Source organism: Microcoleus sp. AT3-A2, assembly GCF_036705685.1.
GTDB lineage: Bacteria > Cyanobacteriota > Cyanobacteriia > Cyanobacteriales > Microcoleaceae > Microcoleus.
This window is the reverse complement of record NZ_JAUBVF010000011.1, coordinates 21,401-35,606: the sequence shown is the minus strand read 5'-3', so window position 1 is coordinate 35,606 and position 14,206 is coordinate 21,401. Positions and strand designations below refer to the sequence as shown.

General features: G+C 45.6%; 13 protein-coding genes. 6 read left to right on the top strand and 7 right to left on the bottom strand.

Translation table 11 applies throughout. The features are described 5' to 3' along the window. The first annotated feature begins 36 nt into the window (after window positions 1-36). On the top strand, window positions 37-609 hold the full coding sequence (locus tag QUB37_RS09270; protein ID WP_333161198.1) for a Uma2 family endonuclease: 573 nt from the start codon (window positions 37-39) through the stop codon (window positions 607-609). Window positions 610-902: 293 nt separating this feature from the next. Here QUB37_RS09270 and QUB37_RS09265 read toward each other — a convergent pair whose 3' ends face one another. Then, window positions 903-1,982: a PIN/TRAM domain-containing protein gene (locus tag QUB37_RS09265; RefSeq protein WP_333161322.1), complete on the bottom strand. Its 1,080-nt coding sequence runs from the start codon at window positions 1,980-1,982 to the stop codon at window positions 903-905. 399 nt (window positions 1,983-2,381) lie between these two features. Between QUB37_RS09265 and hemW the strand changes: the two genes are divergently transcribed. From hemW to QUB37_RS09245, 4 genes are all read left to right on the top strand, one after another. Beyond that, on the top strand, window positions 2,382-3,725 hold the full coding sequence (gene hemW / locus QUB37_RS09260; RefSeq protein ID WP_333161196.1) for a radical SAM family heme chaperone HemW: 1,344 nt from the start codon (window positions 2,382-2,384) through the stop codon (window positions 3,723-3,725). Between the two features lie 227 nt (window positions 3,726-3,952). Continuing rightward, a complete protein-coding gene (locus QUB37_RS09255; protein WP_333161194.1) occupies window positions 3,953-4,213 on the top strand; it encodes a hypothetical protein in 261 nt (86 codons plus the stop codon). 101 nt (window positions 4,214-4,314) lie between these two features. Beyond that, window positions 4,315-4,587 (top strand): DUF1830 domain-containing protein, encoded by a 273-nt coding sequence (locus QUB37_RS09250; protein ID WP_333161192.1) that lies wholly within the window; start codon window positions 4,315-4,317, stop codon window positions 4,585-4,587. Window positions 4,588-4,783: 196 nt separating this feature from the next. After that, complete coding sequence (locus tag QUB37_RS09245; protein ID WP_333161190.1) at window positions 4,784-6,349, top strand: FAD-dependent oxidoreductase; 1,566 nt, start codon at window positions 4,784-4,786, stop codon at window positions 6,347-6,349. Between the two features lie 84 nt (window positions 6,350-6,433). On the opposite strand, the gene QUB37_RS09240 is transcribed toward QUB37_RS09245, so the two are convergent. Continuing rightward, window positions 6,434-7,303 carry a lipid kinase gene (locus tag QUB37_RS09240; RefSeq protein ID WP_333161188.1) on the bottom strand — a complete coding sequence of 290 codons (870 nt, stop codon included), beginning with the start codon at window positions 7,301-7,303 and terminating at the stop codon, window positions 6,434-6,436. Between the two features lie 223 nt (window positions 7,304-7,526). On the opposite strand from QUB37_RS09240, the gene QUB37_RS09235 reads away from it, so the two are divergent. After that, complete coding sequence (locus QUB37_RS09235) at window positions 7,527-8,819, top strand: HEAT repeat domain-containing protein (protein ID WP_333161185.1); 1,293 nt, start codon at window positions 7,527-7,529, stop codon at window positions 8,817-8,819. A gap of 135 nt (window positions 8,820-8,954) precedes the next feature. Here the strand turns inward: QUB37_RS09235 and QUB37_RS09230 are convergent, their stop codons facing one another. The 5 genes from QUB37_RS09230 to QUB37_RS09210 form a co-directional block, all read right to left on the bottom strand. Beyond that, window positions 8,955-10,091 carry a DegT/DnrJ/EryC1/StrS family aminotransferase gene (locus QUB37_RS09230; RefSeq protein WP_333161183.1) on the bottom strand — a complete coding sequence of 379 codons (1,137 nt, stop codon included), beginning with the start codon at window positions 10,089-10,091 and terminating at the stop codon, window positions 8,955-8,957. A gap of 180 nt (window positions 10,092-10,271) precedes the next feature. Further along, complete coding sequence (locus tag QUB37_RS09225; protein ID WP_333161181.1) at window positions 10,272-10,883, bottom strand: sugar transferase; 612 nt, start codon at window positions 10,881-10,883, stop codon at window positions 10,272-10,274. Between the two features lie 61 nt (window positions 10,884-10,944). Further along, window positions 10,945-12,177 carry an ATP-grasp domain-containing protein gene (locus tag QUB37_RS09220; RefSeq protein ID WP_333161178.1) on the bottom strand — a complete coding sequence of 411 codons (1,233 nt, stop codon included), beginning with the start codon at window positions 12,175-12,177 and terminating at the stop codon, window positions 10,945-10,947. Beyond that, window positions 12,152-13,294 (bottom strand): glycosyltransferase family 4 protein, encoded by a 1,143-nt coding sequence (locus tag QUB37_RS09215; protein ID WP_333161176.1) that lies wholly within the window; start codon window positions 13,292-13,294, stop codon window positions 12,152-12,154. The genes QUB37_RS09220 and QUB37_RS09215 overlap by 26 nt, the downstream gene beginning before the upstream one ends. Next, window positions 13,287-14,129 (bottom strand): methyltransferase domain-containing protein, encoded by an 843-nt coding sequence (locus QUB37_RS09210; protein WP_333161174.1) that lies wholly within the window; start codon window positions 14,127-14,129, stop codon window positions 13,287-13,289. The genes QUB37_RS09215 and QUB37_RS09210 overlap by 8 nt, the downstream gene beginning before the upstream one ends. Window positions 14,130-14,206: the final 77 nt, after the last annotated feature.

The following is a 14,206-nucleotide window of genomic DNA, read 5'->3' as shown; positions in this document are numbered from 1 at the left end:
CTATAATTGTGTAATCCTCACCAACCTCCAAATTATATGGTTGCAAGTAAAAGTGACACCTACGTCTCCCCCGAAGATTATTTAGCAGGCGAGAAAGTCAGTCCGATCAAACACGAGTACAGGCAAGGTGAAATCTATGCAATGGCAGGGACCAGCAAAGCTCACGCCATCATTAGTCTCAATGCAGCAATTTTGCTGAGAAATCATCTTCGGGGAAGTGGCTGCATACCTTACGTAGCAGACATAAAAGTTCGGATTGAGGCAGCAGGTTGTTATTACTATCCCGATGTAGCGGTGACTTGCGATGAACGGGACAGAAATACTGCTGAAGATTTCATTATCTACCCGCACTTAATTGTGGAAGTTTTATCGCCGACAACAGCGGCTTTTGACAGAGGTGAAAAGTTTGCTGATTACCGCACTTCTGAAAGTTTGCAAGAGTATGTGTTAATCAATCAAGAAAGAGTTAGTGTAGAGTGTTTTCGCCGGAATGCAGAGGGTTTGTGGGTGCTTTATCCTTACACTCAAGGACAAGAAGTTCAGTTTGCTAGCGTTAATTTTAGCTGTGCGATCGAGACATTGTATGAAGATGCGATCGAGATTGGTTGATTTTAATTACTCCTGAATCACTGATATTGATATGATTGAACCGCGAAGACGCTAAGGACGCGAAGGAAGAGAAAAGAAGAAGAAGCTGGTAATTGCTATTTTTTCTTGCTGGCTTTCCAAGTGCCACCGTAGAAGTAAAAAGGATTGTTTTTACTTACCGATTCCCAACATTTAAGACACAAAAAAAACCACTGCCCCGACTCGTCATACCGGGCGCGGTAGAGAGTCGGGGCAGATTGGGAACACCGATCGCAATATTTGATTCTGATTGCCCTGGCCATTGTTACTCTGTTTCAAACAATAACGGATTCTTGAGGGCGGGCGAATATCATGCGGCCGGCGCTTGTTTGCAGGGCGCTGGTGACTACGACTCTGGCTTCGCCGCCGACATAGCTGCTTCCTGCTTCTACGACAACCATTGTGCCGTCATCCAAGTAACCGATTCCCTGAGAGGGTTCTTTGCCTTCTTTGCGGATTTTTAGTTCGATCGTATCTCCCGGCAAATAAGTCGGGCGCACCGCATGAGTCAAATCGTTGATATTCAAAACCGGCAGTTTTTGGACGGTAGCTACTTTCGATAAGTTGTAATCGTTGGTGAGCAAAATGCCGTCGATATCTAAAGCAAATCGGACTAATTTCGCATCGACTGTGGCAATATCTTCGTAGTCAGCCGAGTGAATTTGAATCCGTTCTGGATATGTTTCTTTGATGCGGTTGAGTACATCTAAGCCGCGGCGTCCGCGCACTCGCTTTTGATCGTTGGCGGAATCAGCTACCAGTTGCAGTTCTTGGAGCACGAATTGCGGCACGATAATTTGACCTTCGAGGAAACCAGTTTCTAGCAAGTTTTCAATTCGGCCGTCAATAATGCAGCTAGTATCGACAACTTTGGCAGTTGCTGGTTTGAAAGTACCTTCGGCTACCAACACCGTGTCAAAGCTTTTGGGGTTGATCAGCCGCAAGAAAGCGCGGCCGTGGGTGTCGGTCAAACTGACGCCTGTGAAGCCGAACATGACGCTACCCAAGACTGCGACTAAAGGTTTGATGAAGCCGAACTCGCGGGGAATTGGCAGCAGGAACAGCGGAGCCAGCATTAAGTTCGCTACTAGCAGTCCGATGATTAAGCCGATCGCCCGCGTCAGCAGCATCTCGACTGGCATATCGCGGACTTGTTTTTCCAAGCGCCGATAGGTTGTTTGAGCCACTAATCCCATCACGAAGCCGATTAATGCTCCAAAGGAACCTAGTACAGAACTTAAACCTTGTATATTTGTAACTTGCTCCAGCAGCTCGATCGGCAGGAGTTCGACTCCGTAATAGCCGATGCCTCCGCCTGCGATTATGAATGAGATTATTATGATTGCGTCTAGCATTAGTTCTAGGTTAATGAATTTATTCACATTATATCTTTGCAGTGCTGATACTTGTTTTCATGCTTTGGTCGGATATCGCCATATTTACTCAGGGACTTTCATAAACTTATATTTCGCGGTTGTACCCTTTGGGGGATGTGCCAGCGAGTCGCTCGGAATTTACCACGCCCCGCCGAAAGCAGGCACGAGGTGCGAATAGACCGCGCTGCGGGCTGTTGGGGAATTGTGGTCGATCAAAATCGTACGAGGTTAAATTATAAAGAGCCGTAGCACGGGCGAGGGCGGGACGGCATCGTTCGCAGCGCTTTTTTGCTAAGAAAATGTCATAATATACATAATTATTCATGATTGTTTAATTAAAACTTTAGATTTGAAGTTGCGCTTTCGGCTTGAAATGTAATGAACCCCCCCACAGATTATTTAACATTTGAATTAAAAAAAAGTGTGCAAGCGACAAATTCCGGCATTCCGAGTTCGGCTTACCTGCACATACCTTTTTGTCGCCGCCGCTGTTACTACTGCGATTTTCCGGTTTTTGTGGTGGGCGATCGCAAAAATGGCGAGAATTCCGGCACCATAGTCCAATACGTTGCTGTACTGTGTCAAGAAATTCAAGAAACTAAAAATTTAGGCGCATCTCTCAAAACAGTTTTTTTTGGTGGCGGCACGCCTTCACTGCTTTCTGTCAGTCAGTTGAGCAATATTTTAGAGACTCTCGACGGCCAATTTGGGATTGCTGCTGAGGCGGAAATTTCTATAGAAATAGATCCGGGTACGTTTACTTTAGAACAATTGCGGGGATATGCAGCGGCGGGAGTAAATCGAGTGAGTTTGGGAGTGCAAGCTTTTCAGGATGAATTGCTGCAAGCTTGCGGACGATCGCACTCTGTCGCTGATATTTTTGAAGCAGTGGAAATAGTGCGATCGGCTGGTATTGTCAATTTCAGTTTAGACCTAATTTCGGGACTGCCACACCAAACTTTAGAAAACTGGGAAGCTTCCCTGAAATCTGCAGTGGAAATTAGCCCGACTCACCTGTCGAGTTACGACTTAATTGTTGAGCAGGGAACTGCTTTCGGGCGCTACTTTGAAGCAGGCGCGCAGCCGCTACCAGCAGATGACACCGCTGCTCAAATGTACCGTTTAGCGCGGGAAATTCTGACCGGTGCTGGATACGAACATTACGAAATTTCTAATTACGCTCGATCGGGCTATCAGTGCCGCCACAACCGCGTTTATTGGGAAAATCGCCCTTATTACGGTTTGGGAATGGGGGCGGCAAGTTACGTGGAAGGCCGCAGGTTGACAAGGCCTCGCAAAACTCAAGAATATTATCAGTGGGTGCGATCGATCTCTGGCCTAAATTCCCCTGCTACTCCTCAAATTGGGGTGGAAACCCAGCCAGATATTTACCCAGCAATTGAGCCAAATTTTCAAGTTTCAGAAAATGACATTTTGTTAGAAACGCTGATGCTAGGTTTGCGTTTAGCAGAAGGAGTTAGCCTGTCGGCGCTGACTCAAAAGTTTACTCAGCAAACGGTTGATAAAATTTGGCGTTGTTTGCAGCCCTACTGGCGACAAGGATGGGTGGAAATTGGGCGATCGGATGGATCGATCTCAACTTTAGGCGAGGGCGCGAAACTGCCGCTTGCGGGAAATTTGAGGTTGAGCGATCCCGAAGGTTTTTTATTTTCTAATACAATTTTAGCCGATTTGTTTAGCAAGTTAGGCGAGGATAATTAGCTATGTCTGAGGAAGTATACCCCCAGGCAAGCGCGATCGGCACTAAAGCCGGGGCCGCCAATGCGATCGGAAGGAAATTCAATTGCTCCCTAGCTTGATCATCTCAAAAATAATATATTTTATATCGATCCCTAAACAAAACTTAAAGGCGAACTAAGCCTTGAGATAGAGGCCACGACTGCACTCCAGCCGTCATACTTAAGACTGAACATTTAAAAAGTAATTTAATGAACACTTTAACTATTGATCGCAACCAAACCCAAACGCAGCCCTGCGTTGTAATTAGCGAGCGCGGATGCAATCCGGCTTCCAAGTGTAATTTTTGCGGTCACTACCAACAGGCAAGAGGTTCTGTCGGTCACTGTCAATTGTTGAACGCACCTGTTAAGGGAGGATGGAAATCTTGCACTTTAGCAATGCCGGCTTTTGCACCTTCTTGGGAATACGTGGAAGGCGCTGATGTTTCCCAGGCGAAATTTATTAATTAACCCAAATAATGTAAAAAAAATGTGTTTTAACGGGTAATATGCTATATTAAGTTTAGGCTTGTCGCCGATCGCTCGCACAATTGCACAAACAAGTTAAAAAAATGAATTTGACACTAAATCAGGTACTTTCCGAAGGTCATACGCGCATTTTGTGTTGGTATCTTAATAATACTAGCAAAGTGCAAATCGCTCGCATTACAAATATTCCTAATTGGTATTTTGAGCGGACAGTGTTTCCGGGGGAACGTTTTTTGTTTGAAGCGCTGCCGGAAGCTCAGTTAGAAGTTTGTAGGAGTGCGGAGACGGGTGCGATTGTGTGCGAGCGAATTTTGTGCGATCGGCTGCGAGTTGAAGAATTAAGCACGGCTGATTAAAGATAATTCCTTAGACTTACCAACGAGAGGTAGAAACCCGGTTTTTTTTCATAAACCGGGTTTCTCTTTATGATTATTTGTATGATGATAAAAACTCCGTGATTCTCGCCACCCCATGCGTCAGCCCTAAAACTGTCGCAAATGTTAATCTAAGCTAAATTATAAAAAATCCACCACTCTTCAATCCTAAAACCCGATGTCCCTCACCGAACAAATCCTCTCCCAACTACCAGGAGACGCCCTCGGAGGCCTGAGAAAAGTCGATCGACTCTGGGAAAACCTCAAACAAAACACCGCACCAGCACCCCAAGCAGTCCAACACAGCCAACAACCCCTGGAAACCCTCGACTTCGACATAGTTATCAGCGGCGGAACCCTAGGAATATTAATCGGTACAGCCTTAGCCGTGCGGGGTTGGCGAGTAGCCCTGCTTGAACGCGGCACCCTGCGAGGACGCGATCAAGAATGGAACATTTCTCGCAAAGAATTAGACGCATTCTTAGAACTAAATTTGCTATCTGTTGAAGAGATAGAAAAAGCCATAGCTACCGAATATAACCCAGCCCGCATCAGCTTTGCCAACACCCCCGACATTTGGGTGCGCGACGTACTCAACATCGGAATAGACCCAGTTTACCTCCTCGAAACCCTCAAGCAGCGATTCCTCCAATCAGGAGGAAAACTATTTGAAAACACCCCCTTTAAAATTGCCACAATTCACCCAGATGGAGTCCTTGTTGAATCGGAAAAAACCGATTTACAACTTGCTAAAAATTTATTTAAAACCCGATTATTATTAGACGCAATGGGGCATTTTTCGCCCATTGTCCGCCAAGCAAGACAAGGCAAAAAACCCGACGCCGTATGTTTAGTAGTCGGCAGTTGCGCTCAAGGATTTCCCCAAAACGACACCGGCGACATATTTGCATCCTTCACCCCAATGCAAAATCAGTGCCAATATTTTTGGGAAGCATTTCCAGCCAGAGACGGCCGCACCACCTACTTATTTACCTACATAGACGCCGACACAGAAAGATTCAGTTTAGAAACATTATTTGAAGAGTATTTGCGCTTGCTTCCCCAATATCAAAACGTCGAACTCGAACAGTTAAAATTCCAAAGAGCACTCTACGGATTCTTCCCCTGCTATCGCCAAAGCCCTCTAAAAACGCCTTGGAATCGCATACTCCCAGTCGGAGACAGCAGCGGTAGCCAATCTCCCCTCAGCTTCGGCGGTTTCGGCGCAATGGTGCGCCACCTCAAACGCTTGACTCTAGGAATTGAGGAAGCTTTGACAAGCGATAGTCTCAACAAAAATTCCCTGGCACTTTTGCAACCCTACCAGCCGAATCTATCAGTTACCTGGTTGTTTCAGCGTTCGATGAGTGCTGCGATAAATCAAAAAATAGACCCAAATCAAATCAATCAACTTTTGGCTGCCGTATTTCAGGTAATGGAAGAGTTGGGAGAACCGGTACTCAAACCGTTTCTGCAAGATATCGTGCTGTTTCCGGCTTTGTCCCAAACCCTGTTTAAAACAGCAATTAGCCATCCCGGATTAGTTATGAAAATTATCCCGCAGGTTGGAATAGCTAATTTGCTAGATTGGATGGTTCATTATGTAAATTTAGGAATTTATACGGGTTTGCAGCCTTTGGGGAAAGCCGTAGAACCGCAGGTAAAAAATTTAGCACCGGAACAGCAATACTATTTTCACCGATTAGTTGAAGCGTGGCAATATGGCGCTGGAGGCGATTATTAAGTGAACAGGCTCTCCGGCTTGTTGCACAAGAAAATTACTGGTTACCAGGCTCCAGCCTGGTAACCAGTTAATTGATATATTAGTTTATGAAGGAGCTATAACTGCTAAAGCTTGGGGAATCACTCGGAATTTTGCAGGGGTATAAGTTGTGATTTCACCGTCAGTATTAATCGGACGGCGTTTGCTAGTATTAACCTCAAATTCTTGAGCTTGCAATGTGCGAACGTTATGCCGACTGGTATGATTTCCTTGCTTCATAGCCGGCAGCAAAGCAATGATTTCCCACCAGTGTTTTGTTTCCAAACTGTACAAATCCAGTCGCTTGTCGTCGATTGTGGCATCCTCGGCAACTGTCATGCCGCCGCCGTAATAGCGGCCGTTGCCAATGGCTATTTGAATAGTTTTAACATTAAAAAATTGGTTGTTTACCTTAATTTCTGCTCGGAACGGTCGCGCTGACAAAATTGTCTGCAAAGCAGTAAAAGCATAAGCTAAAATTCCCCAGCGCTGCTTCACATTTTTAGTCAGTCGCTGGGTAATTTGCACGCTCAATCCCAAACTCGCCACATTAAAAAAATGCTGGCCGTTCACCCAACCTAAGTCTATTAGCCGAACTTTACCGCTGGCAATTACTTGACAAGCTGCGGATAAATCTGTAGGAATTTTTAGAGTGCGGGCTAGGTCGTTAGCAGTTCCCATCGGCAAAATACCCAAGGGTAACTTGGTGTCTATCAAACCTTCTATGGCGGCGTTGAGAGTGCCGTCGCCGCCGCCGATTATTACTAATTCGACTTGATTTTGGTAGCGCCGAATTGTTTCGGGAAGTTCGCTGGCGTGGTCGGTAGATTCTATAATTAACTCAAAACCCAGTGCTTCTAATTCTACAGTGGCTTGAGATAATAGCTTTTGCCCTTTTCGGGAGTGCTGGTTTACTAAAAGTAGAGCTTTCTTCATTTGTTAATTTTTTATTGGGAATATGGAATATTTTAAATTACAAAAAGTATAGATCCATCGCTTAACTACATGAAATTAATGCTTTAGTTCGATTTAACCGGTTATGATGGATTGACAAAAATGTCAAAAGATGGATAATTGTAGCAAAAGATTCCTAAAAAGTACCTCCGGTCTGGGCTAGCAGCAAACAATCTCGCTTCTAGATCGAAGCAAAACTAAAATTATGTATAATTTTTTAGAACAAGCGCAAGTCGCTGCCGATCGCCAAAACTGGCCTGGGTTAGTCGAATGCTTGCAGCAAGTGACAGCCAAGGGCACCAAGCCGCAGGAACAACACATTTTAGATCGAGCTGTCAGTTTAGCAATACAAGCCTTAGAATGGGGAGATTTTCAAGACCGTTGGGAAATTGCTAAAGTATTGCCCAATCTGGGAAATGGCGCGATCGCACCTTTAATTGCCGTACTCGAAGACGAAGACGCAGACACGGAACCCCGGTGGTTCGCCGCCCGCATTCTCGGAAAGTTCGATCGCCCGGAAGTGATTCAAGCTTTAGTAGAATTAGTCAAAAATTCCGAGGAAGAATTGAGCCAAATCGCCGCCGAAACCCTAGGGAATTTCGGCCCGACAGCCATAGAATCCCTCGCAACTCTCTTGCAGCAAGAAGACTCGCGACAGTTTGCAACAGCAGCACTCGCCCAAATTCGGCGCAGCGAAACCATCGCACCGCTGTTGAGCGTAGTCGGAGACTCTCAAGTTGCGGTGCGGGCGCACGCAATCGAGGCCCTGAGCTGCTTTCACGACTCCCGCATCCCGCCGGTACTGGTAGCAGCACTCAAAGATCCGGCGACAGCAGTCAGAAAAGAAGCCGTGCGAGCTCTCGGCGCGCGCGCCTATTTAGATGCAGAATTAGATTTAGTTAACTTGCTCAAACCTTTGCTTTCGGACATCCGATTAGAAGTTTGTCAGCAAGCGGCGATCGCGATCGGGCGAGTGAAAACCGATGCTGCAGCGGCTGCTTTATTTGAATTGCTGCGATCGCCCACAACTCCGGTTGAATTGCAAATCGAAACAGTGCGCGCCCTAAGCTGGATGGAAAATGCAACCGCTTTAGCATATTTGCATCAGACATTAATGGCGCCATTTAACAACAAAAATCCTACTGTTTATCAAGAGATAGTCACTGTTTTAGGGCGAGTAGAGAAGCCAGAATTAAAAGCTGTAGCTGCTGAAATTCTGATTGATTTGTTGAAAAGAAATCATCCTGCCGTGCAGGAGGCAGTTGGCAAAAACTCTTTAGCTTTAGGTTTAGGAAAATTAGGAGATATGAGAGGGCTAGATGCTCTGATTTTAATGTTGGGCGACGCAGACAGCAGCGTCAGGCTGCACTGCATGGCAGCGCTCAAACAGCTAGGTGCTGCCGAGGCGAGGCAAAAATTAGAAAACTTAGTTAAGCAAGAGAGTCTCGAACCAAGATTGAAACAAGGAATTGCGATCGCCCTGCAAGAATGGCAATAAAATTAATCAAAAGACAAAATACCCAACTCCCCAACTTCTTGAAGAAGTCGGGGATCTAATCGCGATCGCATCTTTCTTCTTCCTGCCTCCGTTACATCAGTTACAAAACCCGTAGCCGAACTTCCTTCGGCTATATCATCGATTTTCTTTGTGAATTTGGGCGATCGCACTTGTCACCCGCTCTAAATCTTCATCTGTTAAATTAGAACCCGAAGGCAAGCAAAGTCCGTACTCGAATAACTCTTCGGCCACCGCACCCCCCAAACATTCGCAATCTGCAAATACTGGCTGTAAGTGTAAAGGTTTCCAAACCGGACGCGCTTCTATTTTCTCTTGAGCAAGTGCTAAACGAACTTGTTCTCTATCTGCACCGAAAGCTGCCGGATCGATCGTCAAACAAGTCAGCCAGCGAGTAGATTTTCCAAAAGCAGCTTCCGGCATAAATTCAATTCCCGGCAAGTTTCCTAAAGCTTGTTTGTAAAAGTCAAAATTGCGTCGTCTCGCTTCAACTCGCTCTTCCAAAACCCGTAATTGACCGCGACCAATTCCCGCCAAAACATTGCTGAGACGATAATTGTAGCCAATTTCTGAATGTTGGTAATGAGGAGCGGGGTCACGGGCTTGTGTTGCCAAGAAACGAGCTTTTTCTACAATTTTTTGGTCGTCGGAAACCAACATTCCGCCGCCGGAAGTGGTGATAATTTTATTACCGTTGAATGAAAAAATGCCTATTTTACCAAAGCTTCCAGGCGATCTATTTTTATAGCTAGCCCCTAGAGATTCTGCCGCATCTTCTATTAGCGGAATTTCATAAGCATTGCAAGCTTCTAGAATGGGGTCGAGATCGCAACTTTGACCGTAGAGGTGTACGATTACAACAGCTTTGGGTAATTTACCAATTTTTGCTCGTTTGTCAAGTGCTTCTCGGAACAAATCGGGGTTGAGATTCCAAGAAGTGCGATCGCTATCGATAAAAACTGGTTTGGCGCCAAGATAAGTAATCGGGCTAGCAGTTGCAATAAAAGTCAGAGTCGAGCAAAAAACCTCATCTCCCGAACCGACACCAATTAATTTTAGAGCCAAATGCAAAGCCGCGGTTCCGGAACTAACAGCCGCTGCGTGTTTTGCGCCAACTATTTCGCAGAATTCTTGCTCGAAAGCATCCACATGGGGGCCAACGGGGGCGATCCAGTTGGTATCGAAGGCTTCTTTGACGAACCCTTGTTCGAGCGAACCCATGTGAGGTGTTGAAAGGAGAATTTGTTTTGTCATTACTTTTAAGCTGGCTTGTCTACTACGAACTTGCTGTTATCGTAAAGCACGATAGGTAGGGAAAAATCTTGAATTTAGCAGTGTTGTTGATTTTAAATCAGGTAATATTGCCAAGCTTTCCCTGCCCGCACGCCATACAAATTATGAGAATAGATGAGATATTGGAAACTAAGATTGATACTAATCAGCCACCCGATTAGACCGAACGCCAATCGTTTCTAAAATATACTTTAAATCTTGCACCAAAGAACAACTTTCCATGTACTCCAAATTGATTCGCACTTTATCGGGATAAATTATTTGGTTGTTATACTGCACAGGATCGCTAACTTTGGCGAGTATTTCTTCTTCATTTCTGTAAGCTAGAGTTGCAGGTCCCGTAATTCCAGGTCGCAGCAGAAGCAATTTGCGATCATCACCTTGCAATTTGTCTGCATAACCCGGAACATCCGGTCTGGGCCCAACCAAACTCATTTCGCCAACGAGTACGTTCCACAGTTGTGGCAACTCGTCTAACTTCCAGCGTCGCAAATAACGGCCAATTGGTGTCACCCGCGAATCCCCTGCAACAGTAATCGAGCTATCTTTCACGGTTCGCACGCTCATAGTCCGAAATTTATTAACAGAAAAAATTTCTCCACCTTTACCAACTCTTTGTTGGATAAAAAGGATAGGAATACCCGATGTAATCCCGATCGATATAGCTATTATTGCCATTGGTACGGCTAGAATTATTAAACCTACAAACGCCACTGTAAAGTCAAAAAATCGTTTGCCAAATTGCAGGTACATACTAAAATACTCCCGGATAATCTTGCCTTTGAAATAACATAAGTATCCACAACCTAATAATTTATTGCATCATTTCTGCTGCCACAGGATTCAAATTTCCCCCCGATGCTAGGAAAGAGCTGCCATAGTGTGTTAATTCCATCAACAAAGGCAAAGGATCGTGCCAGCGAAAGTCATCGTATGTGCGTGGGCGATCGCTAAACAGTATCCGTCCTGCCGAAGCTAGCGGAGCCAGACGTTTTCCTGTGCGAAATTCAGCTACACCTGCTATAATCTCACCTACTATCCACAAACTGGCAACTGGTTGTAACAAAGGTTTAAAACAATCTGCATCTGGCTCGCCATTAGTTAACATAGTTACCAGCCCTCTCGGAAAATCAAAGCCATTCTGAACAGCCAGATTCAGCGCTCCCCAAAAGCGGGGATTCATTTCGATCAGATAGGCAGAGGAAAGCTCTGAATCGACAATAAAGTCAAAATGTCCAATTCCTGTCCAATTCAGTGCTTTTGCCATCCTTTGGGTATAGTCGTGCAGCAGCGGAAATTCGCAAGGTTCGCGCAGTACGCTCGTGCCAAAGCCTGCTTCTTTGCAGCGCAAGTAGCGTTCAACAAAACAGGCTTTGACTTCGCCATCCTTGGCAAGGAAGCAACTTCCAAATACACTGCCTTCTGCATATTCTTGTAGAATCGGCAACTGATTATTTGCCAAACCAAAATTTTCGACTACTTCGCGATATTTCTGGCGAGTTTCTGCTAAAGAATTGACCCGAAATACACCTTTGCCGCTATTGCCGCGCCGCGTTTTGATAATTAGCGGAAACCCCAACTCTTGCGCGCATGATTCTAGTTCTATGAGATTGGTAGGAGCAAGAGTTTTGGGGACAGCAACTTTTGCTTCAAAAGCGATGTTGATAATTTCGTATTTGTCCAAAACTCTAACGAGATCGCTGCGAGGAGGACAAGCAATTAGCAAATTTTCTGGGAGGAGAGCGCGATAAGTTTGTATGGCTACAGCATCCTCGTGGACTGGCAGTAAAACATCGATTTTTCGGCGCTTGACAATTGCCGATATGGCTGTTACATATTGCTCTGGTTCTTTAAACGGATCGGGAACGCGATCGAACCCGCGAACAAATCTTGAAACCCGCACCATGCTCAAAGCAGTAGAACCGCAGGCATAGACTTCAAATCCAGCGCTGCAGAGGCTTTCTGCGGCGATGTAAGCTGTGCGGCACCATCCGTAAGTAACTAAAATTCGCATCATATTCCTATCGTGTTTGTACAGCTTCGGCATACAGTTCTTCGTGCAATTTGATGATTTGCTGCAAATCGCAAGCAGTCATGCGCTCGCGTCCCCGCTTGCCCATTTCTCGCACCTCTTCAGGACGATCCAACATCCAAGCCATTGCCTTAGCAAATCCGTCTATATCCCCCACGTCAAAGAGAAGGCCACAGCCGGATTCTAACAATTCTTGAGTGCCGCGAATCTTAGTAGCGATCGCCGGAATTTCCAGTGACAAAGACTCCATAACACTTCTAGGCAATCCCTCCTGTTCCGAAGCCAGCAGCGTCGCCACAGAAGCTCGCATTAAAGTCGGAACGTCTCGGCGGTTTCCGAGAAAATGCACCTGATTTTTAATTCCAAAATCCGATGCTAATTGCTGCATTTGGGCCAGCATCGGGCCGTCTCCAGCAAAAGCCAAATGAACATCAGGTCGAGCCAGTTTAGCAAAAGCCTTTAAGACATCCTGCGGGTGCTTGCGCGGAATGAATTCGATCGCTGATAGAAACAGTCGATCTTCCCCGTTAAGCCCCATTTCCTGACGTACTTGTTCGACAGCAGCTTCAGCAACAGCATCGGGATTGTAGCGATCGAGATCCACTCCAATTCCCGGCATATAGCGGACTCTTTCAGGGGAAAGAATTTTGTAGCGCTTTGCTGCTGATTCATCCTCGCGATTAATCGTGACCAAATAATCAGTCCAAGACCCAGCCAGTTGTTCCAAATTCCGAAAAACAGCATTTTTTAATGGTTTTCCTAGAGGATGGAAATGAAAGCCATGAGCTGTATAGATTACCTGAATTTTTCGCTGTTTTTTTAGATCTTTGAGAGCGTATCTAGCGACAAAAGCAGCGACGGGCGTGTGGACGTGAATTAGATCGTATTGTTCTGTTTTTACAACCTCTTGAATCACTCGCGGAGCTACTAAAAAATTTCTCGGATCTAAAGGATTGCGCGACCATTCTACATCCCAGACGCGATCGAATGCCTGCAAACATTCAGCATTGTCTGAAATTCCGCAAGCCATAGCATCCACTCGCCAACCCCGCTCACGGAAGCGATCGGCAAAAGGCAATAAAAAAGCGCGGATAGTTGCTGGAATAGTAGTGATAATTAGAAGGCTATTCATGGTTGCTACTGGTGACTGAAGTAATTGGTTTAGCCTCCGTGATCAGCATCGATCCTTTTCTCAAAAGCGAGCCAGCTAATCCCAGCACCTTCACCATAAAATTAGGTGCAGAAGGTACGACAGAAGTTCCCATGTAGGAGGTAGAAATCCAGGTGGGAGTTAAACCAAAACGGCGGTAAAGCTCCTTGATAGAAACTTGATTAAAGCCATTGATGACGTAGGGAGGACGCAGAGGACCGTAGCGCCCCGTTTTTTGATAGTCCCTCCCCCAATTATTCCGCAGCAAAGCTGTTAAACTGTCTTGATTCAAAACATCCAGCAGCAAAAATCCATCAGGCTTGAGGACTTTGAGGCAAGAACTGAGAAAATCAACAAAATCAGGAATATTGTTCAAGACGTTCTTGATTTGTACTACGTCAAAAGTAGACGGTGCAAACTTGCAGACATCATCAGTAACTTCACCGTAAACACTAGCTTGCTTTGGTGCTGAAGCATCAATCTCGACACCGGCAACTGTACCAAATCCCATCGACTTCGCCGTCTGCAGATACTCGCCGTTGGCACAGCCAACATCTAAAAAGGAGCAATTTTGTAAAGAGCGCTCGCCCAGTGTTCGGGTCATTCGCTCCTGCAAGCCTTTAACATAAAGAGGCTTCATCTGCTCGAAGACATTTCTCAGAACCCGGTTGTAGTCGTAGTCCTGATCAGAAGGAGCCGCCTCTGGTTTTGCTAAATCGCTGCGGTCTACCCAGGTAAAGGTACATTCCCGGCAGCGCCAAACCTTGAAAAAAGCTCCAACTTTTGCGCGTTCTCGGATATTATTCGACTTGCACAAAGGACAATTTGTTGTTGCGACTACGATAAAATTACTCCTAATTACACCTGAAAAAAAATTAAATCTAAAGCCATGAG

What these genes read in the sequence shown, in the direction of transcription:
- QUB37_RS09230 (WP_333161183.1), bottom strand. Translation starts at nt 10,091, where the DNA reads ATGACAAAACAAATTCTCCTTTCAACACCTCACATGGGTTCGCTCGAA.
- QUB37_RS09255 (WP_333161194.1), top strand. Translation starts at nt 3,953, where the DNA reads ATGAACACTTTAACTATTGATCGCAACCAAACCCAAACGCAGCCCTGC.
- QUB37_RS09220 (WP_333161178.1), bottom strand. Translation starts at nt 12,177, where the DNA reads ATGCCGAAGCTGTACAAACACGATAGGAATATGATGCGAATTTTAGTT.
- QUB37_RS09215 (WP_333161176.1), bottom strand. Translation starts at nt 13,294, where the DNA reads ATGAATAGCCTTCTAATTATCACTACTATTCCAGCAACTATCCGCGCT.
- QUB37_RS09265 (WP_333161322.1), bottom strand. Translation starts at nt 1,982, where the DNA reads ATGCTAGACGCAATCATAATAATCTCATTCATAATCGCAGGCGGAGGC.
- QUB37_RS09240 (WP_333161188.1), bottom strand. Translation starts at nt 7,303, where the DNA reads ATGAAGAAAGCTCTACTTTTAGTAAACCAGCACTCCCGAAAAGGGCAA.
- QUB37_RS09235 (WP_333161185.1), top strand. Translation starts at nt 7,527, where the DNA reads ATGTATAATTTTTTAGAACAAGCGCAAGTCGCTGCCGATCGCCAAAAC.
- hemW (WP_333161196.1), top strand. Translation starts at nt 2,382, where the DNA reads ATGAACCCCCCCACAGATTATTTAACATTTGAATTAAAAAAAAGTGTG.
- QUB37_RS09250 (WP_333161192.1), top strand. Translation starts at nt 4,315, where the DNA reads ATGAATTTGACACTAAATCAGGTACTTTCCGAAGGTCATACGCGCATT.
- QUB37_RS09270 (WP_333161198.1), top strand. Translation starts at nt 37, where the DNA reads ATGGTTGCAAGTAAAAGTGACACCTACGTCTCCCCCGAAGATTATTTA.
- QUB37_RS09225 (WP_333161181.1), bottom strand. Translation starts at nt 10,883, where the DNA reads ATGTACCTGCAATTTGGCAAACGATTTTTTGACTTTACAGTGGCGTTT.
- QUB37_RS09245 (WP_333161190.1), top strand. Translation starts at nt 4,784, where the DNA reads ATGTCCCTCACCGAACAAATCCTCTCCCAACTACCAGGAGACGCCCTC.